This is a genomic window from Gordonia sp. NPDC003424, from assembly GCF_053588655.1.
In genome coordinates this window covers 330,649-354,005 of record NZ_JBSFQJ010000003.1, presented here as the reverse complement: position 1 = coordinate 354,005, position 23,357 = coordinate 330,649, and the positions used below count along the sequence as shown (strand labels likewise).

At 67.6% G+C, this 23,357-nt stretch carries 20 protein-coding genes and 2 tRNA genes; 16 read left to right on the top strand and 6 right to left on the bottom strand.

What is annotated here, in order from left to right; all coding sequences use genetic code 11:
* The first annotated feature begins 11 nt into the window (after window positions 1-11).
* The 9 genes from ACWDTI_RS06710 (at window position 12) to dnaG (ending at window position 12,131) form a co-directional block, all read left to right on the top strand.
* Window positions 12-215 carry a hypothetical protein gene (locus ACWDTI_RS06710; RefSeq protein WP_449737260.1) on the top strand — a complete coding sequence of 68 codons (204 nt, stop codon included), beginning with the start codon at window positions 12-14 and terminating at the stop codon, window positions 213-215.
* A 20-nt stretch (window positions 216-235) separates the two neighbouring features.
* The gene (locus tag ACWDTI_RS06705) at window positions 236-2,281 is read left to right on the top strand and encodes a hydantoinase/oxoprolinase family protein (protein WP_449737259.1); all 2,046 of its coding nucleotides are present in this window, start codon (window positions 236-238) and stop codon (window positions 2,279-2,281) included.
* The gene (locus ACWDTI_RS06700) at window positions 2,278-4,224 is read left to right on the top strand and encodes a hydantoinase B/oxoprolinase family protein (RefSeq protein ID WP_449737258.1); all 1,947 of its coding nucleotides are present in this window, start codon (window positions 2,278-2,280) and stop codon (window positions 4,222-4,224) included. The genes ACWDTI_RS06705 and ACWDTI_RS06700 overlap by 4 nt, the downstream gene beginning before the upstream one ends.
* Window positions 4,221-5,243, top strand: coding sequence for an alcohol dehydrogenase catalytic domain-containing protein (locus ACWDTI_RS06695; protein ID WP_449737257.1), 1,023 nt, complete (start codon window positions 4,221-4,223; stop codon window positions 5,241-5,243). The genes ACWDTI_RS06700 and ACWDTI_RS06695 overlap by 4 nt, the downstream gene beginning before the upstream one ends.
* Before the next feature lie 13 nt (window positions 5,244-5,256).
* The gene (locus ACWDTI_RS06690) at window positions 5,257-6,741 is read left to right on the top strand and encodes an aldehyde dehydrogenase family protein (protein ID WP_449737256.1); all 1,485 of its coding nucleotides are present in this window, start codon (window positions 5,257-5,259) and stop codon (window positions 6,739-6,741) included.
* Window positions 6,742-6,828: 87 nt separating this feature from the next.
* Window positions 6,829-8,217: a glycine--tRNA ligase gene (locus ACWDTI_RS06685; RefSeq protein WP_449737255.1), complete on the top strand. Its 1,389-nt coding sequence runs from the start codon at window positions 6,829-6,831 to the stop codon at window positions 8,215-8,217.
* Window positions 8,218-8,415: 198 nt separating this feature from the next.
* Entirely contained in the window at window positions 8,416-8,892 is a 477-nt protein-coding gene (locus tag ACWDTI_RS06680) for a cold-shock protein (RefSeq protein ID WP_449737254.1), read from the top strand.
* Entirely contained in the window at window positions 8,885-10,180 is a 1,296-nt protein-coding gene (locus ACWDTI_RS06675) for a deoxyguanosinetriphosphate triphosphohydrolase (protein WP_449737253.1), read from the top strand. The genes ACWDTI_RS06680 and ACWDTI_RS06675 overlap by 8 nt, the downstream gene beginning before the upstream one ends.
* A 40-nt stretch (window positions 10,181-10,220) precedes the next feature.
* Window positions 10,221-12,131: a DNA primase gene (dnaG, locus tag ACWDTI_RS06670; RefSeq protein ID WP_449737252.1), complete on the top strand. Its 1,911-nt coding sequence runs from the start codon at window positions 10,221-10,223 to the stop codon at window positions 12,129-12,131.
* Between the two features lie 21 nt (window positions 12,132-12,152).
* Here dnaG and ppsA read toward each other — a convergent pair whose 3' ends face one another.
* The 3 genes from ppsA to ACWDTI_RS06655 all read right to left on the bottom strand — a co-directional run bounded on the left by ppsA (window position 12,153) and on the right by ACWDTI_RS06655 (window position 14,983).
* Window positions 12,153-14,420, bottom strand: coding sequence for a phosphoenolpyruvate synthase (gene ppsA / locus ACWDTI_RS06665; protein ID WP_449737251.1), 2,268 nt, complete (start codon window positions 14,418-14,420; stop codon window positions 12,153-12,155).
* 158 nt (window positions 14,421-14,578) lie between these two features.
* A complete protein-coding gene (locus tag ACWDTI_RS06660) occupies window positions 14,579-14,746 on the bottom strand; it encodes a hypothetical protein (protein ID WP_449737250.1) in 168 nt (55 codons plus the stop codon).
* Between the two features lie 160 nt (window positions 14,747-14,906).
* Window positions 14,907-14,983, bottom strand: a tRNA-Ile gene (locus tag ACWDTI_RS06655).
* A gap of 129 nt (window positions 14,984-15,112) precedes the next feature.
* Here ACWDTI_RS06655 and ACWDTI_RS06650 point away from each other — a divergent pair.
* The 5 genes from ACWDTI_RS06650 to ACWDTI_RS06630 all read left to right on the top strand — a co-directional run bounded on the left by ACWDTI_RS06650 (window position 15,113) and on the right by ACWDTI_RS06630 (window position 19,815).
* Entirely contained in the window at window positions 15,113-15,796 is a 684-nt protein-coding gene (locus tag ACWDTI_RS06650) for a GntR family transcriptional regulator (RefSeq protein ID WP_449737249.1), read from the top strand.
* A 115-nt stretch (window positions 15,797-15,911) separates the two neighbouring features.
* Window positions 15,912-17,339, top strand: coding sequence for an allophanate hydrolase (locus tag ACWDTI_RS06645; protein ID WP_449737248.1), 1,428 nt, complete (start codon window positions 15,912-15,914; stop codon window positions 17,337-17,339).
* Window positions 17,336-18,040, top strand: a complete 705-nt coding sequence (locus ACWDTI_RS06640; protein WP_449737247.1) for a cysteine hydrolase family protein — start codon at window positions 17,336-17,338, stop codon at window positions 18,038-18,040. Before ACWDTI_RS06645 ends, ACWDTI_RS06640 begins: the two co-directional genes overlap by 4 nt.
* A 35-nt stretch (window positions 18,041-18,075) precedes the next feature.
* A complete protein-coding gene (locus ACWDTI_RS06635; RefSeq protein ID WP_449737246.1) occupies window positions 18,076-19,668 on the top strand; it encodes a regulator in 1,593 nt (530 codons plus the stop codon).
* Between the two features lie 71 nt (window positions 19,669-19,739).
* A tRNA-Asn gene (locus ACWDTI_RS06630) sits at window positions 19,740-19,815 on the top strand.
* Between the two features lie 163 nt (window positions 19,816-19,978).
* On the opposite strand, the gene ACWDTI_RS06625 is transcribed toward ACWDTI_RS06630, so the two are convergent.
* A complete protein-coding gene (locus tag ACWDTI_RS06625; RefSeq protein WP_449737245.1) occupies window positions 19,979-20,152 on the bottom strand; it encodes a hypothetical protein in 174 nt (57 codons plus the stop codon).
* Here ACWDTI_RS06625 and ACWDTI_RS06620 point away from each other — a divergent pair.
* Window positions 20,142-20,438 (top strand): hypothetical protein, encoded by a 297-nt coding sequence (locus ACWDTI_RS06620; protein ID WP_449737244.1) that lies wholly within the window; start codon window positions 20,142-20,144, stop codon window positions 20,436-20,438. The genes ACWDTI_RS06625 and ACWDTI_RS06620 overlap by 11 nt on opposite strands.
* 118 nt (window positions 20,439-20,556) lie before the next feature.
* On the opposite strand, the gene ACWDTI_RS06615 is transcribed toward ACWDTI_RS06620, so the two are convergent.
* Entirely contained in the window at window positions 20,557-21,270 is a 714-nt protein-coding gene (locus tag ACWDTI_RS06615) for a GntR family transcriptional regulator (protein WP_449737243.1), read from the bottom strand.
* A 63-nt stretch (window positions 21,271-21,333) separates the two neighbouring features.
* Here ACWDTI_RS06615 and ACWDTI_RS06610 point away from each other — a divergent pair, with 63 nt between their 5' ends.
* A complete protein-coding gene (locus ACWDTI_RS06610; RefSeq protein WP_449737242.1) occupies window positions 21,334-22,032 on the top strand; it encodes a hypothetical protein in 699 nt (232 codons plus the stop codon).
* Here the strand turns inward: ACWDTI_RS06610 and ACWDTI_RS06605 are convergent.
* Complete coding sequence (locus ACWDTI_RS06605) at window positions 22,006-23,235, bottom strand: TetR/AcrR family transcriptional regulator (protein WP_449737241.1); 1,230 nt, start codon at window positions 23,233-23,235, stop codon at window positions 22,006-22,008. The two genes, ACWDTI_RS06610 and ACWDTI_RS06605, sit on opposite strands and share 27 nt — an antisense overlap.
* Window positions 23,236-23,357 lie beyond the last annotated feature (122 nt).

Here is a 23,357-nt window from a genome sequence, read left to right as displayed (position 1 = left end):
AGGAGGAACCGATGACCGCCACCGAACCCGTTGTCGACAGGACACCCGTCGACGGCTCCTGCCCACGTTGCGGCGCAACGAGTCTCGCGAGCTACGACGTAGTGGGCGAGGCCGGCTGGGTGCATGTCACCAAATGCCAGGCGTGCCTGCACTCGGTCGACCGCGGCCCGGCCAACCGTCTGGGCCCCATCACCCTGCTCGTCGATCTCGTCTGAACCCCCCCGGAAGGAACACCATGATTGCTGTCGATGTAGGCGGAACGTTCACCGACGTTGTCGGATGGCGTGACGGAAAGATCCTGACCACCAAGGTCTCCACCGAATACGGCGACGTCGCGGCGCCGGTCCTCGCAGGCGCCCGTCGTCTCGGTGTCGAGAGCTCGGCGGTCTTCAACCACGCCAGCACCCACGGCCTCAACGCGATCATCACGCGCAAACTGCCCAAGGTCGGATTCCTGGCCACCGAGGGACACCGCGACATCCTCGACATGGGGCGCGTGTGGCGTCCGGCAGAGGCGATCCTCGATCCCGGGTGGCGTCGCAGTTTCGGCGACGCCGCCCAACCCCTCGTCGACCGCTATCTCCGGCGCGGCATCGCCGAACGGATACTCGCCGACGGCACCGCATTGTTCGAGCTCGACGAGGCTCAGGCCCGCGCCGAGATCGAGGTGCTGCGCGACTGCCATGTGGTGGGCGTCGCGATCTGCCTGATCAACGCGTACGTGAACCCGGCTCATGAGCTGCGGTTACGCGAGTTGGTGCACGAGATCATCGGCGACATCCCGGTGTCGATCTCCAGTGAGGTCTCACCGCTGGCGAAGGAGTATGCCCGCGCCTCGACCACCGTCGTCGACTCGCTGATGAAGATCATCTACGCCGACTACACCGACCGGCTGGCGTCGGGACTGGCCGATCTCGGATTCGACGGACAGCTGAACTTCGCCGACTGTGCCGCCACCCTGGTCCCCGCCGACCATGCCATGGCCCGTCCGTTCCGGATCGTCTTCTCCGGACCCGCGGCCGGCACCGTGGCCTGTGCACACTTCGGCGGCATCATCGGCGAGCAGAATCTGCTGTGCGCCGACGTGGGCGGCACCTCCTGCGACATCAGTGTGGTGACCGACGGTGAGCCGTTCGTGAACACCTCGTTCGAGCTCGAACACGATCTGGTGGTCAACGCGCTGGCCAACGACATCAGCAGCATCGGCGCGGGCGGTGGCAGCATCGTGCACGTCGGCGCGCACGGCGAGATCCAGGTCGGGCCGGACAGCGCCCGCGCCGAACCGGGCCCGGCCTGTTTCGGCCGCGGCGGTACCCAACCGACCACCACCGACACCGCCCTGATGATCGGCATCCTCGACCCCGACGGATTCGCCGGCGGCGAGATCGCCATCGACCGTGACAAGTCCCGGCGCGCCTTCGAGTCGCTGGACTGCGACTTCACGCTCGCCGAACGCATTCGCTACGCCTACGAGATGGCCGTGCACAACATGGCCGAGGGCGTGTTCAACGTCGCCATCAAGAACGGTGTCGACCCCCGCGACTACAGCCTGGTGGCCTTCGGCGCCGCCGGACCGATGCTGCTGCCGGCCGTGCTCGACGCGGTGCGCTGCAAGGAGGTCATCGTGCCGCCAAGCCCCGGCCTGTTCTCCGCACTCGGACTGCTCTCCGCAGATCAGGTGTTCTCGGTCAACCGCAGTGCCTACCTGATGTTGGTCGGCGACAACGCCGACGCCATCGATCAGACCTTCCGCGAGATGGAAGACGAGTTGCGCCAGCAGATCGGCGATACCGATGGGGTCACCATCACCCGCAGCATGGACGCCCACCTGGTCGGCCAGAGCTGGGAGACACCGTTCGTGCCGGTACCCGACGGCACTCTCGACGCCGACGCGGTCGCCGCCATGGTGGCGGCGTTCCACGACACCTACGAAGCCCGCTCGGGCAACCGATTCGAGATGATTCCCGTCGAGGGCGTCACCTTCCGGGTGCGTGCGGTGCTCACGACCGACAAAGTGGAGTATCCGCAGTTGCCGACGCGCGGGGATCAGCCGCTGGAACCGGTCGGTACGCGAATCCTGCGCTACCTCGGCGACCTGTCCGACGGCCACGACGGCGCACAGACCGCCCACGTCTACGACCGTTCGGAACTGCTTGCCGGAGATCGTATTTCCGGCCCGGCCATCGTCAATGAAGGTCTGTCCACCACTCACATCGGCGCCGGCCAGAGCGCCGTCGTCGGCACCCACGGCGAGATCGTCATCCGGAAGGACGCATCGTGACCAGCACCCTCACCCCGCCCGAGGTCGACCTCGACGGCCGCATCCGCGACCTCTCCGACAAGGACTTCGAAAACCGTTACCACAGCGACCGATTCACCGCGTCGGTGTTGCTCAACCGCCTCGACTACGTCGTCGAACACATGTCCACAGGCTTCATGCGGGAAGCATTCTCGCCGATCATCCGCGACTGGTACGACTTCGCCTGCACCATCAGCGGCCCACCCGAGCAGGACTACCCGATGGCCGTGGTCAGCAACAGCCTCATGGTCTTCCTCGGCACCATGGGCGACGCGGTCCGCAACACGGTCGTCGAATACGGGCCGGACAATCTGCGCCCCGGCGACGTGCTGATCTGCAACGACCCGTACCGCGGTGGCCGCCACGTCAATGACGTCGCGTTCATCCGCCCGGTGTTCCATGGCGGACAACTGGTTTCGTTCGTCACGATGTGTGCCCACCAGCTCGACATGGGCGGCACCGTGCCCGGCGGCTTCTCCGCCACCAAGGCCAACGTGTACGAGAACGGTCTGGTGTTGCCCCCGATGCTGCTGTGGTCGGGCGACGAGCCGGTGCGCTCGACCTTCAGCCTCATCTTCGACAACACCCGCTGGGGCGGAATGTTGTTGCCCGACTTCAAGAGCATCCTTTCGCAGCTGCGGCTCGGGGAGAAGTTGGTGCTCGGCAACATCGAACGCTACGGCCTCGACGCCTTCCTCGGCACGCTGACCTACGCCTGCGACAGCTCCGCGGAACGGATGAGCGATGCGATCGCGGTCATTCCCGACGGCGACTACCCGGGTTCGGCGCTCATCGACGCCGACGGCCTCGACGACACCGTCGAGTACCGGGTTCGGGTGACCGTGCGCAAACGCGGTCGCGACATCGAGGTCGACCTGTCGGGGACGTCGGCGCAGGCCCGCACCTGCATCAACTGCGGTGTGCTGGACACCAAGACATCGGTGGGGGTGGCCCTGACGATGCTGCTGGATCCGCAGATCCCCTTCACCTCGGGCACGTGGCGCAACATCGACCTGGCCACCGCGCCCGGCTCCATCATCTCGTCGCTTCCACCCGACGGCGGAATCATGATGTTCTGGGAATCGTCGGGTGCCGTGGTGTCGGCGATCTTCGACGCGCTCAATCCCGTTCTCGGTGAACGAGGTGTCGCCGGGGACTACGGATCAACCAACACGCACAACGCTTCCGGAGTCACCGACGGAGGTATCCCATGGACCAGCGCGACTCAGTGCGGCGGTGAGCACGGACCGTGGGGCGCGACCCGGCACGGCGACGGCGACAGCTACACGGTGCTGTTCACCCTGAACAACCTCGACCCGGCGACCGAGACCATCGAGCACGACTCGCCGGTGGTGATCCTGCGGAAGGAGCACGCCATCGACACCGGTGGTGCGGGCCGATTCCGCGGTGGCGCGGCCAACCTCAAGGATGCGTTGTGGCTGACCGCGGCCGAGCAATATCTGTCCCCGTTCCGCACCAAGGAACCCAGTGGCGTCGGAGCCAACGGCGGCCGGCCGGGACCGAACGGCGGGATGTGGTTGTTCGAGCACGATGACGCAGTGGCGATGCGTGGTACCGGGCCCGAGGCCTACCGCGACAGCACCCCCGTCGCCGGTGTGCTCGACCCGGAGGGCAAGCACCTCGATCCGGAGAACGGCACCTACCACTATTTCGCGAGCCGGCGGGTGTGGCGCACCGGACCCGACACGATCCTGCGGTGTCTCACCAACGGCGGTGGGGGATGGGGGGATCCGCTCACCCGCGACCCCGAAGCCGTGCTGCGCGACGTGCGTAACGAATACGTCAGCATCGAGGGCGCCCGGCGTGACTACGGCGTGGTCGTCGTCGGCGACCCGCACCGCAAACCCGAAGAACTGCGGATCGACCACGAGGCGACCGCGCGACTGCGAGGAGTGAACAGGTGAAAGGCATTGTGTTCCCGGGTGACGGGACAACTCTGTTGCAGGATTTCCCGGACCCCGAACCCGGCCCCGGAGAGGTGGTGGTGGCCAGTCGCGCATCCGGCATGTGCGGCAGTGACCTGCACTTCTATCACGGCAACTTCGACTTCGACCGATCGGTGATCCAGGGACACGAGCCGTGCGGCGTGGTCGCCGCGGTCGGACCGGGTGTCTCACCGGCCCAGGCGACGGTCGGGGATCGCGTGATGATCCACCACTACTGGGGCTGTGGTTTCTGCCGACGGTGCCGCGCCGGGTGGCCGCAGATGTGCGAGACCAAGCCCGGCACCACGCTGGCCATCCACGCCAACGGCGGGCACGCCCCTTACGTGGTGGTGCCTGCCACCACGCTGCTGCCGATGCCGGACGGGTTGTCGTTCCAGGCCGGTGCCGCCCTCGGCTGCGGTACCGGAACCGCATGGGGCGCCATCAAACGCCTCGGCGGTGTGGAGGACACCGTGACCGTGGTGATCGGGCAAGGGCCGGTGGGTCTTTCGGCGACCATGTTCGCCGCGTCGATGGGCGCCACCGTCATCGGCGTCGATATCGATCCCTATCGGCTGCAGCAGGCTCAGCGGTTCGGCGCCGACGTCGTGGTCAACTCGCGGACCGAATCCCTGACCGACATCGTGGCCGAACACACCCGGGGCCGCATGGCCGACGTGGTGATGGAGACCTCGGGTCGGGCCAGTGCCGATGCGTTCAGCGTGCTCGGCACCTTTGGTCGGGTCTCGTTCACCGGTCTGCCCGGCAACGTGGAGTTCTCGACGCAGACGATCTACAAGAAGCAATGGACCATCATGACCTCGTGGACCATGTCCTCGATCGAGCAGGCGCGAGCAGCCGATTTCGTTGTCGCGCATGACCTCCCGGTCGACGACCTGTACAGCCACCGGTGGACCATCGATCAGGCCGACGAGGCCTACACCTGGTTCGACAAGCAGGATGCCGGCAAGGGCGTCTTCGAATTCAGTGCGGAATGACGGGAGCAGAGCAATGACACTGACCACAGCACAACAGATTCCGGCGTTCATCGGCGGCGACAAGCACAACCTGATCGGCGGGCGCTGGGTGCCCGCCGCCTCCGGTGCGACCATCGACGTGATCAACCCGGCGACCGGCGGTTCACTCGGCACCATCGCGGCCGGCGACGCCACCGACATCGACCGGGCCGTGGTGGCAGCACGCGCCGCGTTCGAGGGGGAGTGGAGCCGCTGGACCCCGCACGAGCGGCGCAAGCTGATCCTCAAGGTCCACGACGGGATCCTCGACAACTTCGACGAGCTGGCAATGATCGAGACCTTGGACATGGGTGCCCCACTCGCCCGCACCACGGGCCTGCGGGAGTGGACGTCGCAGGTGCTGCAGTTCTTCGCCACCCAGACGGGGTCGGCGGGAGCTGCTGCACCGCAACAGAACTCGCTGCCGGGTAACTTCCTGACGCTCAAGTACCAGCAGCCGGTCGGTGTTGTCGGCGGCATCATCCCGTGGAACGGCCCGCTGATCGGGCTGTGGTGGATCTTCGGACCGGCCCTGGCCACCGGCTGCACGGCGGTGCTCAAACCGGCCGAGGACGCATCACTCTCGGTGCTGCGGGTGGCCGAACTGATGACCGAGGCCGGCGTGCCCGACGGCGTCATCAACGTCGTCACCGGCTACGGGCGCGACGCGGGTGCCGCACTGGCCGAACACCACGACGTCGACCGGATCGCGTTCACCGGCTCGGTCGGCACCGCGCAGACCATTGTCCGGGCGTCGGCGGGCAACCTGAAACGGCTGCAGATGGAACTCGGCGGCAAGTCGCCGGACATAGTCTTCGCCGACGCCGACCTCGACAAGGCGGTCCCCGGCGCGGGCATGGGTGTGTTCACCAACAGCGGGCAGGTCTGTGTCGCGGGCACCCGCATCTTCGTGCAGCGGAAGATCCACGACGAGTTCGTGGCGCGGCTCGCTGAGTTCACCAAGTCCCTGCGGGTCGGCGACGGACTCGACCCGGACACCCAGATCGGCCCGCTCATCTCGGCGCGGCAGCTCGACCGGGTCCGGTACTACATCGACGTCGGCGTCAGCGAGGCGCAGCTCGTGGCCGGCGGCAAGCGGCTCGGGGGTGAGCGGGCTGACGGCTTCTATATCGAGCCGACCGTCTTCGCCGGGGCGCACAACGACATGACGATCGCCCGGGAGGAGATCTTCGGGCCGGTCGCCACGGTCATCCCGTTCGACACCACCGAGGACGCGATCACCCTGGCCAACGCGACCCAGTACGGGCTGGCCGGAGGGCTGTGGACGGAGAATCTGGGAACCGCGCACACCGTGAGCCAGGCCATCAATGCCGGCACCATCTGGGTCAACTGCTACGGCGTCCTCGACCCGGCGATCGGGTTCGGCGGGACGAAGCGCAGCGGCTACGGCTGGAAGGGCGCCCGCGAGCATGTCGAGAGCTACCTGTATCCCAAGGCGGTGTATATGAACCTCAACTGAGCAGGTCGGATTCTTTGACCGGGCAGAGCGGCGGCTACCCTATAGGGGTTGTCAATACCGTCGTCCCAGTCTGGAGATCAGTTAACCGTGGCCGCCCAGTCCAACCGCGTCGAAGCCGTCGTCAACCTCGCCAAGCGTCGAGGTCTGGTCTACCAGTGCGGTGAGATCTACGGCGGAACCAAATCGGCCTGGGACTACGGGCCGCTCGGCGTCGAGATCAAGGAGAACATCAAGCGCCAGTGGTGGCGTTCGATGGTCACCAGCCGCGACGACGTCGTCGGCCTCGACTCCTCGGTCATCCTGCCGCGGCAGGTGTGGGAGGCGTCCGGGCACGTCGAGGTGTTCACCGACCCGCTCGTCGAGTCGCTGCACACCCACAAGCGCTACCGGGCCGATCACCTCATCGAGGCCTACGAGCTCAAGCACGGGCACCCGCCGGCCAACGGCCTCGCCGACATCAACGATCCGGACACCGGTCAGCCCGGCAGCTGGACCGAGCCGAAGGCGTTCTCCGGTCTGATGAAAACCTTCCTCGGTCCGGTCGACGACGAAGAGGGTCTGCACTACCTCCGTCCGGAGACCGCGCAGGGCATCTTCATCAACTTCAAGAACGTGATGACCACCGCGCGCAAGAAGCCGCCGTTCGGCATCGCCCAGATCGGCAAGAGCTTCCGCAACGAGATCACGCCGGGCAACTTCATCTTCCGGACCCGCGAGTTCGAGCAGATGGAGATGGAGTTCTTCGTCAAGCCGGGGGAGGACGAGGAATGGCACCAGTACTGGATCGACGAGCGATTCAACTGGTACACCGACCTCGGCATCGATCCGGAGAACCTGCGCCTGTTCGAGCATCCCAAGGACAAGCTCTCGCACTACTCCAAGCGGACCGTCGACGTCGAGTACAAGTTCGGCTTCTCCGGCAACCCGTGGGGTGAGCTCGAGGGCGTGGCCAACCGCACCGACTTCGATCTGTCGACGCACTCCAAGCACTCCGGCGAGGACCTGTCGTTCTTCGACCAGGCCACCGGCGAGCGCTACACCCCATACGTCATCGAACCGGCGGCCGGCCTGACCCGGTCGCTGATGGCCTTCCTGTGCGACTCCTACACCGAGGAGGAAGTGCCGAATGCCAAGGGCGGCACCGACACCCGCACGGTGCTCAAACTCGATCGACGCCTGGCGCCGGTCAAGGTGGCGGTGCTGCCGCTCTCCCGCAACGAGAAGCTGTCGCCGAAGGCGAAGGGGCTTGCCGACGAGCTGCGCAAGCACTGGAACGTCGAGTTCGACGACGCGCAGGGCATCGGCAAGCGCTACCGCCGCCAGGACGAGATCGGCACCCCGTTCTGTGTGACCATCGACTTCGACACCCTCGACGACCAGGCCGTCACCGTGCGCGAGCGCGACACCATGAGCCAGGAACGCGTCGCCTTGGACAAGGTCGTCGAGTATCTCGGCGGGAAGCTGCTGGGCGCCTGACCCTTCGAGACGCTCGCTCGCTTCGCTCGCGGGCTCCTCAGGGAGCGGTGGGGTGGCGTCGGCCCGCTCGGGGGCTGCTCGGAGGGTCGCCCGACATACGGTACGACCTGCGGATATCTGTCATAGTTGAGTGTGGAGTTGTCGCGTCCCGGCGGGCACGGGGTCCGTTCGGCGCGCGACGAGGAGAGTGAGTGCAGCATGACCGTCAGTGGCAAGGTCGTCCATTACGACGCGAACCGGGGTTTCGGGTTCCTGGCGCCGGAATCCGGGGGTGCGGACGTCTTCCTGCACATCAACGACATCGACATCGACGAGAACTCGCTCAAGCCCGGCGCGAAGGTCTCCTTCGACATCGAGGAGACCGACCGGGGAGCCAAGGCGGTCAACGTCGCGGTGACCGAGGAGGCGCCGGCCGAGGACGCCGCCGCGGCACGCGCGCATCGTCGCGAGGACCACGGCCACGGCGGGCGTTCCCACGACCGCGGCGACCGGCCCGACCGTGGCGATCGCGGTGACCGTCGTGACCGCCCCCGTCGCCCCCGCGGTGGCGGACCGCTGTCCGAGGAGATCACCGAACTGCTGCTCGACGCCTCCGACGATCTGACGGCCGGTCAGATCGTGGCGATCCGGCAGCGGTTCCTCGATCTGGCTTCGTCCCGGGGATGGATTGACTAGCACCACCACCGCCATCCCGCCGACGGCGGACTACGGCGACGAGGCCGTCGAGCGGATCGTGCCGGAGGCGCCCAAGGTCGCCAGCCTGCCCGGTACCCGCACCGACCACCGCAGTGAGTACGCGCGCGACCGTGCGCGCGTGCTGCATTCGGCGGCGTTGCGGCGCCTGGCCGACAAGACGCAGGTCGTCGGCCCGAGGGAAGGCGACACCCCACGCACGCGTCTGACCCATTCGCTGGAGGTGGGCCAGATCGGCCGGGGCATCGCCATCGGTCTGGGCTGCGAACCCGACCTCGTCGAGCTCGCCGGTCTGGCCCACGACATCGGGCATCCGCCGTACGGGCACAACGGAGAGCGGGCGCTCGACGAGGTGGCCGCCGACATCGGCGGGTTCGAGGGCAACGCCCAGAACCTGCGCATCCTGACCCGGCTCGAACCCAAGCTGCTCGACGCGCAGGGACGCACCGCCGGCCTCAACCTGACCCGTGCATCGCTGGACGCCACGCTCAAGTATCCGTGGACCCGGCGGCCACCGAAGGTGAAATTCGGCGCCTACGACGACGATCTCGCCGCGCTCGACTGGGTGCGGCGCGACGCACCCGGCGATCGGCAGTGCATCGAGGCGCAGGTGATGGACTGGTCCGACGACGTCGCCTACTCGGTGCACGATCTCGAGGACGGGGTGATCGCCAACCGCATCGACCTGCGCACCCTCGGCGACCCGACCGACCAGCGGGCGCTCGCCGAGATCGGTGTCCGCGAGTTCCCGGAACTGGAACCCGAACCGCTCATCGAGGCGGCAGATCGGTTGTCGCGCATGGAGATTGTCCGCGACGTCGGGGTGTTCGACGGGAGCCTGGACGCGTCGGTGAAGCTCAAGCGCCTCACCAGCGAACTCATCGGGCGGTTCGCGTCGGCGGCCATCACCGGCACCCGCGAGGTGGTGGGCAACCGGTCGATCTCGCGCTACGACGCCGATCTGACGGTCTCGCCGCTGGTTGCCGCCGAGGTCGCCATCCTCAAGACCCTCGCCCTGCGGTTCATCTTCTCCAACGTTCGGCACAAGGCCAATCAGCAGCGGCAGCGCGAACGGATTCATCGGGTCGCGGTGTGGCTGACGGCCGCCGCGCCCGGCGGGCTGGACCCGATCTTCGTCCCGATGTGGCAGGAGGCCGGTGACGACGCCGCGCGCCTGCGGGTCGTCGTCGATCAGATCGCGTCGATGACCGAGGGCCGGCTGGAGCGGTCGGACCGCCAGAACTCCGGCGCCCAGGCGCACCTGGGATAGCCGATTCGACGGCGTCGGGACAGTCACTACACTGGTCCGCGTGCCAGGCCGAATCCCCGATCGTGACATCACGGAAATCCGTGAGCAGACACATATCGAGGACATCGTCGGCGACTACGTGGCGTTGCGCCGGGCCGGCGCCGACAGCCTGAAGGGACTGTGTCCCTTCCACGACGAGAAGACCCCGTCGTTCCACGTCCGCCCCAATCACGGCCATTTCCACTGTTTCGGCTGCGGAGAGGGCGGCGACGTCTACACGTTCCTGCAGAAGCAGGAACACATCAGTTTCGTCGAGGCCGTCGAGCAGCTCGCCGACCGGATCGGCTACCGCATCAACTACGAGGGTGGCGGCCCGGCGATCACCCGCGACCGCGGCACCCGGGCCCGGCTGGTGGCGGCCAACGCCGCCGCGCACAAGTTCTACGTGGCGCAGCTGCAGACACCGGAGGCGCAGCCGGCCCGTGACTATCTGACCGAGCGTGACTTCGACGCGGCGGCGGCCACCCAGTTCGGTTGCGGATACGCGCCGGCCGGATGGGACACGATGACCAAGACGCTGCTGTCGGCGGGATTCGAGTTCAGCGAGCTCGAGGCCGCCGGACTGTCCAAGCAGGGTCGCAAGGGGCCGATCGACCGGTTCCACCGCCGGTTGCTGTGGCCGATCCGCAACCTCGGCGGCGACATCATCGGTTTCGGCGCCCGCAAACTCTTCGACGACGACAACCTCGGCAAGTACATGAACACGCCGGAAACCATGCTGTACAAGAAGTCTCAGGTGTTGTTCGGACTCGACCACGCGAAGCGCAACATCGCCAAAGGACATCAGGTGGTGGTCGTCGAGGGCTACACCGATGTCATGGCCATGCATCTGGCGGGGGTGACCACCGCCGTCGCATCGTGCGGCACCGCGTTCGGCGAGGAGCATCTCGCCCTGATCCGGCGGCTGATGATGGACGACTCGTATTTCCGCGGCGAGGTGATCTACACCTTCGACGGTGACGAGGCCGGAAAAGCGGCCGCGCTCAAGGCTTTCGAAGGTGAGCAAGCCATCGCCGGACAGACCTTCGTGGCGATCGCGCCCGAGGGGATGGACCCGTGCGAACTGCGGCAACGGCACGGCGACGCGGCCGTGCGTGACCTGATCGCGCGCCGCGTCCCGATGTTCGAGTTCGCGATCAAGACACTGCTCGCCGCACACGATCTCGACACCGCCGAGGGGCGCGTCCATGCGCTGCGCGAGGCGGTTCCGGTGGTCGCCCGGATCAAGGACATCGCGCTGCGCGACGAATACGCGCGGCAGCTGGCCGGGTGGGTCGGCTGGGAAGAGGTCGGCCAGGTGCTCAGCCGCGTCCGTGAAGAGGGGGCGCGGTACGCCCGGGCCACCGGGTCGGCGGCGGCGACCAACGGGCGCGGCCCGGCGCGCCGGCAACGTCCCGAGGCGCGCTCGGCGCCGCCCACCGCACGCCCGATCGCGTCGGACCCGCGACTGTGGCCGCAACGCGAGGCGCTCAAGGCGGCGCTGCAATATCCGGCGATCGCCGGCACGGTGTTCGATTCGCTTCCGGTGCAATGTTTCACCGAACCCGCCTACGCCGCCATCCGCACCGCGATGACCACGATCGGCGGCACCGCCACCGGGATGGGCGGCGCGCAGTGGGTCGACGCGGTCCACAACGCCGTCGACGATCCGGTGGTCGGACCGCTGGTCACCGAACTCGCCGTCGAGTCGATGCCGGTCACCGAGGACAACATCCCGCGCTACATCATCAGCGTCCTGGCCCGCCTGCAGGAGGTCTGGGTGGGTTCCCAGATCGCCGACATCAAGTCGCGTCTGCGGCGCATGGCGCCCGGCGACGATCCGGACGCCTACAACGCGGTGTTCGGGGATCTCGTCGCGTTGGAGGCGTACCGTCGTAGTCTGCTCGAGCAGGCGGTGGAGCCCGGCGCCTGAGAGGTGGCGCCGGCGGGGGAGTCAGGCTCGCGCCTGCTCGAGCAGGAGCCGTTGCTCGGCGGCCGCGACGATGCGGCGCGTGCGAGTGACGGCGTCCGGGAGGACCGAGATCGATGTGATGCCTGCGGCCACAAGGTGTTCGGCGAACGCCGGCTTCGTCGACGGAGCCTGTCCGCACAACGATGTGGTGATACCGAGGCGCCGGCCGGTGGAGATGATCTGGCCGATGGCGTCGAGCACCGCGGCGTCGGACTCGTCGAAGAGTTCCGCGCAGATCTCCGAATCGCGGTCGACACCGAGCATCAGCTGCGTGAGGTCGTTGCTGCCGATCGACACACCGTCGATGCCCATCCCGACGTACTCGGGCAGCCAATGCACCACGGAGGGAACCTCGGCCATCACCCACCGGCGCAGTCCGCGTTGCCGTCCGAGCGGGCTGGCGTCGACGAGCGACAGGCATTCCTCGAGCTCCCACTTGGTCCGCACGAACGGGATCATCAGACCGAGATTCGGGCTGTCCTCCCGGACGCGCGCCAGCGCGCGCATCTCCAGCGCGAACAGGTCGGGCTCCTTGATGTAGCGGAAGCAGCCGCGGTACCCGATCATCGGGTTGTGCTCGATCGGCTCGAAGGCCTCACCGCCCTTGAGATTGCGAAACTCGTTGCTGCGGAAGTCGGTTGCGCGATAGATGACCGGACGCGGAGCGAACGCGGCGGCGATCTTCCCGACCGAACCGGCCAGACGGTCGACCAGTTCCTCGCTCTCGTCATGGGCGATCAGGTCACGCGGATGACGCCCGTCGAGGGCTTCGGACAGGATGAACTCGGCGCGCAGCAGCCCGACGCCGTCGACATCGGTGGCGGCCACCCGTTCGGCGGCCTCCGGCATCGCGAGGTTGACGTAGATCTTGGTGGCGGTGATCGCCGCGGGACTCGGCGCGGCCGGGGCCGGTTCGGTGACGGTCACCGACGGTATCGTCTCCTTGCCCTCACGGACCTGACCGTGGGTGCCGTCGACAGTGACCACGTCTGCCGGTGTCAGATCCTTGGTCGCGCTGCGTGCGCCGACGATGCACGGGATGCCGAGTTCGCGGGCGACGATCGCCGCGTGGCACGTCATACCGCCCGCGTCGGTGACGATCGCGGCGGAGCGCCGCAGCGTGGGCAGCCAGTCCGGGTTGGTCATCGGCGCGACGAGGATCTCGCCGTCGAGCAGCGCGGCGCCCTCGTTCGGCGAGTGCAGGATGCGCACGGCGCCCGACGCGGTGCCCGGGGCCGCCGACAATCCGCGGGCCAGAATGGTGCCGGGTGCGGTGGGGGTCAGCGTGGTGATCGGCCGGGCCTGTACGAGCCAGGTGTCACCGCCGGGATCGATCGCCCACTCCAGGTCCTGCGGGCTCTTGTAGTGCTTCTCGACGGCGGTGGCCAGTTCCGCGACCCGGCGCAGCGCGTCGTCGTCGAGCACGCGTGCGTCGGCGAGGTCGGGGGAGAGTTGCTCGGTGACGTCGGCGCCGTCGGGGCCGCGAACGATACGGAAATCCTGATGTCCCAGATGGGTTTCCAGAACGCCGAGGGTCTTCTTGTCGACGATGTAGGTGTCGGGCTGCACGAGCCCCGACACGACCACCTCGCCGAGCCCGAGTGCGCCCTCGATGGCGATCCGGTCGAGCGCGCCCGTGCTCGGGTCGGCGGTGAAAGCCACACCTGCGCGCCGCGATTCGACCATCCGCTGCACGACGACGGCCATCGCCGGCTCGGCGGTGAAGCCGCGCCCGGCGCGATAGGCGACCACCCGCGGGCCGAAGAGGCTCATCCAGCATTTGCTGACGGCGTCGACGAGCGCGTCGGCACCGACGATGTCGGTCAGTGTCCGGTTCATCCCGGCGAAGGATGCGTCACGTCCGTCCTCACCGGTCGCCGACGACCGCACCGCCACCGGGACATCGGACCCCAGTTGGCGGTAGGCATCGCAGATCTCGTCCCGGACCTGTTCGGCGACACCGGCTTTGGCGACGAGCTGTTGCATCTCGCCGCACAGCCGGTCCAGTTCGGCCGGATCAGAGGCGGACGCCAGGGCGTCACGGTGGAGCGACGCCAGGTCGTCGGCGACCCCGGCGGCCGCCATCGACGTGCGGTAACAGTCGCGCAGGAGCACGAATCCCGGCGGGACGGGGAGCCCGGCGCTGACGAGTTCCCCGAGATTCGCTCCCTTACCGCCCGCCTCCTCGGCGTCGGCCAGACTCAGCTCGGTGAAATCACGGACATGGGTGGTGGGCATGGATTCCGGCATCGCAACCTCCTGCGTCTCTCCCTCCATCCTGCGCCTCGACGACGAGCTATCGGCGTTTTTTGCGCAGACAAAGGACTTTCGTCTCACCCGGCATGTCGGGTGCGAGACGAAGTGGACACCGAAGGGGCGTTCCGGAAGCCTCTGACGTCAGGTGGGGATCAGGCGGCTTCGGCCGTGCCGCGACGAGCGCCGGGCCGGAGCTCCTCCGGGTAGAGCGGCCGATGGGGGTCGGTGGAGTTGTACTTGCATCCGCCGGCGTAGGTGTGCGCACCCACGCAACGGTCAGGCGAAGGTTGCGGCTGGCCCCAGATGTATTTCGTGCTCATGATCGCCCTCCTGATCACTCGGGACAGACGACGCTGGCTGTTGCACAAAAGTATGGGGCCTCACCTGTCCGTTCGGGCAGTGGACGGGCAGTTTTACGCACTGCGAATGACGTGATTGTCGTCATAGTGAATGACGACGGCGACTGATTGGCGAGGTTCGTGGTGGGGCGGGCGGGGCTCGAACCCGCGACCTACGGATTATGAGTCCGCGGCTCTAACCGACTGAGCTACCGCCCCGGTGGGACACACAGGTCCGCCGCTGCACATTACCGCAACGGGCCCGAGACTCCGCCGATCGGGCCGCCGCGTCGCCGCACGCCCTACACTGCAGGTGAGCCAGACATCCGACGACGAGGCGAGGAGCGCATGACCGGGGCCGACGGGGCGAATGGGGACAGCGCGCTCCCGGAGAGCCTGGTGGACGTCGCCGGTCGCCGCATCCGGGACGCCATCCTCTCCGGTGGCCTGCATCCGGGGGAGAAGATCGTCGAAGAGAATCTGTGCGCCGACCTGGGCATCAGTCGTGCGCCGGTGCGCGAGGCGCTGCGGTTGCTCGCGCAGCAGGGGCTCGTCGAGCACCAGCCCCGCAAGGGGACGCGCGTGACCGAGTGGTCACCTCAGGACATCGTGCAGTTGTTCGGGCTTCGCGAGGTGCTGGAGCGTTTCGCGGTGGAATCGGCGTTGCCGTTGGCCGATCCGGACGTTGCGCTGGCACCGGTCCGGGCGGCGGTCGAGGACATGAAGCGGGCGTCCGACGATCTGGCGAAGGACGACGCTCATCGTCGATTCCATGCCGCGGTGGTGGGGCTGGCCGGCAACCGGCAACTCGACATCACCCTCGAACCGATCCTGCTGAAACTCCAGCTGCCGATGGCGGTCAACCTGAGGGCGGAGTCGCGGGATCACCACGGCCCCGAAGACGGTGTGCAGCGCCATGTGGCCATCCTGGACGCGCTCGAGGCCAACGACCCGGTCGCGGTGATCGCCGCGATGCACGATCACGGCCACCTGCAGTACCTCGACCTGTCGGGCGCGGCCGAAGCCCGCTAGAGGGCATGTCTCCCAATTTCTTTTGCGGGTCTTGCACTGGAATCGAGAGACATGCCTAACACAACCGACACACAATCGATCCGCAGACGCCACAATTCTGTCGACAATCGACGGTATGGACAAAGCTCTCCGGCCGAATGTCGGACCTTCCCTGGGCCCGTCCGTGGCCGAAATCCTGGAGAGTCACGTGAGTGGGAGCGGTTCGCCCACCCGAACCGCGCGGGCGGTCGCCGATGCCATCGAGGCACGCGGCGACGACGGGACCTGGTTGTCCACCGTGCCGCGCGATGAATTGCTCTCCGCCGCAGCCGAACTCGAGGACAGGCCGGGTGCGCGGGCGCTGCCCCTCTGCGGTGTGCCGTTCGGGGTGAAGGACAGCATCGACGTCGCGGGGGTGCCCACCACGCTCTCGTGTCCCGACTACGCCTACGTTCCCGACCGGACGGCGCCCGCGGTGCAGCGACTCCTCGACGCCGGCGCCCTCTACGTCGGCAAGACCAACCTCGACCAGTTCGCCACCGGCCTCAACGGCACCCGCACGCCGTACACCGTTCCGCGCAGCGTGTACGGCGGCGACATGATCTCCGGCGGATCGAGTTCGGGGTCGGCGCTGGCGGTCGCCCTCGGCCAGGTTCCCTTCGCCGTCGCCACCGACACCGCCGGCTCCGGTCGCGTACCCGCCGCACTCAACGGGGTCGTGGGCTACAAGCCGTCCCGCGGACTGATCAGCACCGTCGGACTGGTACCCGCGTGCAAGTCGCTCGACTGCATCACGATGATGGCGGGTTGTGTCGACGACGTCGACCGGGTGATGGCGGTGATGGCCGGCCGTGACGACGGCGATCCGTGGTCGCGCGACGCCGGACAACCCTATGTCGACGAGCCGGTCACGGTGGGGCTGCCGCCGGTCGACGAGCTCGAGTTCTTCGGCGACGACGCCATGCGGTCGGCACATCTGGCGTTCCGAAAGAAATTGTCGCAGAACGTCTTCCCGATCGACATCGAGATCGTCGAGGTGTCGCTGGCGCCCTTCCTCGCCGCCGGTGAGTTGCTCTACGCCGGGCCGTGGGTGGCCGAACGCCTCGTGGTGTTCGGCGATTTTCTCGCCGAGCATCCAGATGCCATCCATCCCGTCGTTCGCGACATCTTGCGCAGCGGCGAAAAGTACTCCGCGGTGGATGCTTTCGCGGCGCTGCAGAGGCTGCGGGAGTTGCGCGCCGAGGTGGGTCGGATCTGGCGCACCACCGATGTGCTCGTCGTGCCGACGATCGGACGGACGTTCACCGTCGGCGAGGTCCTCGACAACCCCATCGGGGCCAACACGATGCTCGGCCACTACACGCATTTCGGCAATCTGCTCGACCTGCTCGGCGTCGCGGTGCCGCAGGGTCACACCGCCGACGGACGCCCGCACAGCGCGATGCTGCTGGGCAACGCGCTGTCCGATCAGACCGTATTGCAGGTCGCCGCGGCGCTTCTCGACGAACCCCGCGACGTCGCGGCGGCCCCGTCAGTCCTCGACTCCGAAAGGCTCATCCCGTGACCGATCTCGTGACCGTCCCTGCCGCGCCCGAGCCCATCGCGCTTGACCTCGACCACACCGCCCTGATCATCATCGACATGCAGCGAGATTTCCTGCTGCCGGGGGGATTCGGCGAGACCCTCGGCAACGACGTGTCGCAGTTGCAGAAGGTGGTGGCGCCGCTCGCGGCGCTGCTCGATGCCGCCCGCGGCGCCGGCATGATGGTGATCCACACCCGGGAGGGGCACCTGCCCGATCTGTCCGACTGCCCGCCCGCGAAGCTCAATCGGGGTGCGCCGTCCAAACGGATCGGCGATCCGGGCGCCTTCGGCCGCATCCTGATCCGCGGCGAGTACGGGCACGACATCGTCGACGAACTCGCCCCGATCCCCGGCGAACTGGTCATCGACAAGCCCGGCAAGGGCGCCTTCTATGCGACCGGCCTGGGGAAGGCATTGGCGGACAACGGCATCACCCAGCTCCTGGTCACCGGTGTGACCACCGAGGTGTGCGTGCACACGACCACCCGGGAGGCCAACGACCGCGGCTACGAGTGCGTGGTCGTCGCCGACTGCGTCGGGTCGTACTTTCCGGAGTTCCAACGGGTCGGTCTGGAGATGATCGCCGCGCAAGGCGGCATCTTCGGGTGGACCGCCGACAGCGACGACCTCATCGCCGCCGTCACCACGTCCTCGGCAGCGTCGCCGTCGGTCGCGTCCTGAGTTCGGTCCCACGATCACAGAGGAGCCAGTCCGGCATGAGCACCACCGAAGAATCCGCGCCACCCATCGAACCGCCCTCATCGGCGGTCGCCGTGCCGTGGTGGACCCGCGGCGACACCAACGCCTTCTTCGGGCTTGGTTTCAACATCCTGGTCAACGTGCTCACGTTGACCGGCCTCATGATCGGCGTCGTCAAGATCCCGGCCGGCGACGTCCTGGGGACCGTGCTGCCCGCGCTCGGTGTCGCGCTGGTGCTGGGCAACGTCTACTACACGTTCCTGGCCCGGCGACTGGCCAAGCGGGAGAACCGGACCGACGTCACCGCGCTGCCGTACGGGCCGAGCGTGCCGCACATGTTCATCGTCGTGTTCGTCGTGATGCTGCCGGTTTACCTGTCGACGAACGACGCGGTGCAGGCCTGGGAGGCCGGACTCGCGTGGGCGTTCATGATCGGTGTGATCGTCATGATCGGCGCCTTCGTCGGACCGTACGTCCGCCGGTTGACCCCACGCGCCGCGATGCTCGGCACCCTGGCCGGCATCTCGCTCACCTTCATCTCGATGCGGCCCGCCGCGCAGATGTGGGATGCGGCCTGGATCGGTCTGCCGGTCCTCGCGATCATCCTGATCGGCTTCTTCACCGATGTCCGGCTGCCCGGCAACATCCCGGTGGGTTTGGCCGCGCTGCTGGTGGGCACGGCGATCGGCTGGATCGGCGGGTTCATGTCGGTGCCCGATCTGACCTCGGCCATCTCCGACATCGCGGTCGGCATCCCCGACCAGCGCATCGACCTGCTCTTCTCCGGTCTGGGACATCTCGCGCCGCTGCTGGGCACCGCCATTCCACTGGGCGTCTACAACTTCACCGAGGCGATGAGCAACGTGGAGAGCGCCGCAGCCGCCGGTGACAACTACAACCTCCGGAGCGTCCTGCTCGCCGACGGCGCCGGCGCGTGCATCGGTGCGGCCTTCGGCTCGCCGTTCCCGCCCGCGGTCTACATCGGTCACCCGGGCTGGAAGGACGCCGGCGGACGATCGAGCTACTCACTGGCCAGCGGTGTGTTCGTCGGCATCCTGTGCTTCGCCGGGCTGTTCGGTGTGCTCGACGCGCTGCTCCCAGTCCCGGCGATCGTGCCGATCCTGCTCTACATCGGCTTGCTGATCGGGGCGCAGGCGTTCCAGGCCGTACCGCGACTGCATGCGGTGGCGGTCGTCGCGGCGATCATCCCGAACCTCGCGCAATGGGCGAGCGGCCTGATCGACAACGCGCTCAGCGCGGCCGGCACCACGGCCGGAAAGGTCGGCAACGATGCACTCAACAGTGCGGGTGTGGTGTACGACGGACTCGTGACGCTAGGGCAGGGCGCGGTCTTGGTCGGCCTGGTCCTGGGCACCATCGTGACCTTCATCCTGGAGAAGAAGTTCCAGTTCGCCGCGATCGCCTGCGCCGTCGGTGCGGCGCTCTCGTTCATCGGACTGATCCACGCGCCCGAAGTATCCTGGGCGGCCAACCCCCAGGTGGCGCTCGGCTATGTGTTCTTCGGCATCGTGTGCCTGGCGTACTGGTTCCTGCCCGGCGCGCGCACCCCGGTCACCGTCGACGAGGCCGACATCGTCGCCGGACACTGAATCGGCTGCGTGCAGGCGTTTTGTTCTCGGCCGTGTCCATGCGCTAGAGTCATCACTCGGTTCGAGAGCATTCCCCCGTAGCTCAATTGGCAGAGCATTCGACTGTTAATCGAACGGTTACTGGTTCGAGTCCAGTCGGGGGAGCCACCAGACACCCGCCATCCGTACCAACGGTGGCGGGTGTTTTTGTCTTACCCGATCGCGGCCCGAACCTCGCCCGGCCACACGACGATCCGCACCATAGAATCGCACCACACCTCGTGAAGTGCCTGCGGCACAGACGGTTCACGAGAGCCGATCGAAGGACTCGTCAGCCATTGAGATACGTCATCGCGGCGTTCGCCGCCGGAGTATGCGCACTGGGCCTCACGGCCTGCGCGGCGTCGGAGTCGGCCACCACCGACACCTCGTCGGTGAGTTCGTCGTCGGTCGCGTCAACCCCGTCGACGGTGCCATCGTCGACCACGCCGTCGGTGACGACCACGACGCTGATCATCGAGCCGACACCGGCCGCGGCCGGTCCGTCGATCGGGGACCCGTGTATCGGTGCGGACATCGGCCGACGAACCACCGACGCCGGCGGTACCCCGATCATCTGCGACAACTACGTGTGGGTGGCCGACAAGGGCCAGCACGCCCGGCACCCCTGGACCGACGAGCAACAGGCGTGGAGTGACTGCATCCGGATACACAGCGCCGAAGAATGCCGCGCGATGCTCCACGGGGACACGGCCACGACCACACCGCCGGCCGATGTCCCGACCACGTGACCGACAAATCAGCGCCGCCCAGGGCGGAGCTGGTCGTCGGGGGTGACCAGCCCCGCCCTGGGCGGCGCTACTCCGACACCCTACCGGACGCGTGGGCGGATCGTGCCCGCCGGGCGAGTCAGTCGGCGGGTTCGTCGTCCCAGATACCCGACTTCTCCAGATGGCGGGTCAGCCGAGCGGCGCCGTCGGTGAACTGACGGCGCGTCTGCTCGATCACCTGCTCGCGATCTCCCGATCGGTACGCCTCGAGCAACTTCGTATGCGAATCCAGTGCCACCACACCCCAGTCCGGGTCGTTGGCATACAGCCGCGACGGCGTGTACCGCGTGGCGCTCAACAGGAACCACGCCAGTTTGCCGCTGTACGCGATCCGATTGTGCGCCCGGTGGAACTCGAACTCGGCCACCGCAACCCGCTGACCGTCACCGGATGCCAGCGCGTCACGCAGTTGGCCGATGTGCCATTCGAGGTCGTCGATCTGCTCGGGAGTGATCGCATCGGCGGTGCGCAACGCCATCTTGACGGCGATCTCGCCCTGGAGCCAGAAGAGATCGTCGACGTCGGTGCGGCTCAGCTCGGCGACCACATACCCACGGTGCGGGGCGAGATTGACCATCCCCTCGCCGCGCAGCGTCAGGAGCGCCTCCCGTACCGGCGTGACGCTGACGCCGAGCAGTTCGGCGGTCTCGTCCATCCGGACGAAGTCCCCGGGGCGGATCGCCGCCGTCATGATCTGCTCGCGGAGATGGGTGGCCACCTCCTCCGACAATTGCGGGCGGCGGCGTAGGCGCGGTGCCCCGGCCCGCTGCGTCGACGACTTGCTCGATGTCATTCGTCAAATATATGTGATAGGCGGCGTGATCCGGGACACGCCGCACTCGCTACATTGGTCGTCATGCCCAAGACTTCGCGTTCGCCGGACACGGCGCCCGAGTCCGCCTCGGACAGTCCCACGCCGCTCGACGGTGACGACTTCCTCGCCACCAACCGGGCGAACCGGGAGCGGCACCGCGAGGAGGCCGAACGCAAGGCGGCTCGCACCCCGGGACGGGTACCGACCGACCGGCGTCGGCGATCATCGATCCGTCCGATGACCGTGGCGCTGGTGATCCTATCGGTTCTCGTGGCCGGCCTCGCGGTGTCGACGGCGTATCTGGCACATGCCTATGTACAGGCGTCGCACCGCGCCGACGCGGCCGGCGTCTCCGAGGCGACCCGCCGGGACGCGATGGACACCGCCCGCCGCTACGCCGCCGAGCTGACCACCTACGACCCGGCGAACTACGCCGACCTGGACCGGAGGATCCGTGAGGTCTCGACCCCGGCGTTCGCCAAGGAGTACATCACGTCGTCGGCCGATGCCCGGCGTGGTAACGCCGCGGCGCGGGGGACATCCAAGGCGGTGGCGAAAGAGGCAGGGCTGCAATCGATCTCGGATTCAAGCGCCACCGTTCTGGTCGCGCTGGACCAGACCGTCACCTCACCGGACGTGAATGCGCAGGTACCGGAAGGCATTCCGTACCAATCGCGGGTGAAGGTCACGTTGCAGCGGGAGAACGGTCGCTGGCTACTCTCCGACATCGACACCGTCTGACGGCCCGAGCAGCACGCGAATCCCGATCGCGGAGATCAGCGGCGCGGTGGGCCGGCCGCGCAGACGGGTCAGATCGATGGTCAGGTTGAGCGCCGCGTGCACGAGAAAGCGTGCCTGCGCCACGCTCAGCTCGGGGCGTTCCTGTTCCACCCAGGCGGCCCATTCGTCGACGTTCATGCGCTGGCGCGCCCGGAGTTCCGCGCGCTGCGGCGCGGCGACATTGCCGATCTCGGTGACGTAGACACTCAGCATCGCGGTGTTGCGCACCGCGATGTCGGAGTATCGGGTCATGAGTTCGACGATCACCTCGCGCGGCGTGGTCGACGACGACAACGCATCGGCGATCATCGCCGACACCCGGTCCGACGCGCGCCAGAACGCGGCGAGCAAGATGGCCGACTTCGAGTCGAAGTGACGGTAGACGCCGGACGCGGGCAGGTTGGCGGCCTGCGCGATGTCCTCGATGGTGACGTCGTGATAGCCGCGCGCCGCGAACAGCCGGATCGATTCCGTCAGCAGCAGTTCGCGTTTCGACGTCGGTGCCAGACCGCCCGTGGCGGGTGGCGGCACTGCGTCGACCCCGGCGGGCGGCCGTAGATCGGCCAGCGACATGGCAGCGGTGGTGATCAACTCCTCGATCTGTCTGGCCGGCAGGCCGGCACGATGGGTGGCGGGACTGGCCACCACGCTGGTCATCGCGGCGGTGAGCACGTCGGCGGTCTCGAGGTCGAGATCGGTGCGCAGGGCTAGCAGCGCGGAGCGAATCCGACGGTGCTGGGCCACCACGATCGACCGGACGTGGTCGGCGTCGTCGCCGGTCAGATAGCCGAGTTCCCAGTGGTAGAGGCCGCCGGTGCGCCGGTTGGCGATCGATGTCACGGTGAGTGCACGCAGCAGGTTCCGCAACTCGGTCTCGGGGGCATCGGGTGTCGCCGGCACCGCGGCCGTCGCGTCGGCCAGCGCGTCGGCGAGCATGCGGGCGGTCTCGGCGAACAGGGCGTACTTGTTGGGAAAGTGGCGGTAGAGCGCCGGGGCGGAGAGCCCCGCGGTGTCGGCGATGTCGTCGAGTCGCACCGCGTGATACCCGTGCTCGCTGAAGGCCTTCGCCGCGGTCCGGAGGATCACCAGACGCCGGTCGGCTGGGCGGCGGCGTGCGGGCGTGCCGACCGGACTCGGCGCCGACGGAGACGGACGGGCACTCATGACCCGACAGCGTAACCGGAGATCGACTTCACCACAGACATTTCCCCTTGCTGACAGATAAGGCCACGTCAGAGCGGTAACTGGACAAGTTAAGTTAACTGGGATTCTCGTGATCTTGCTCG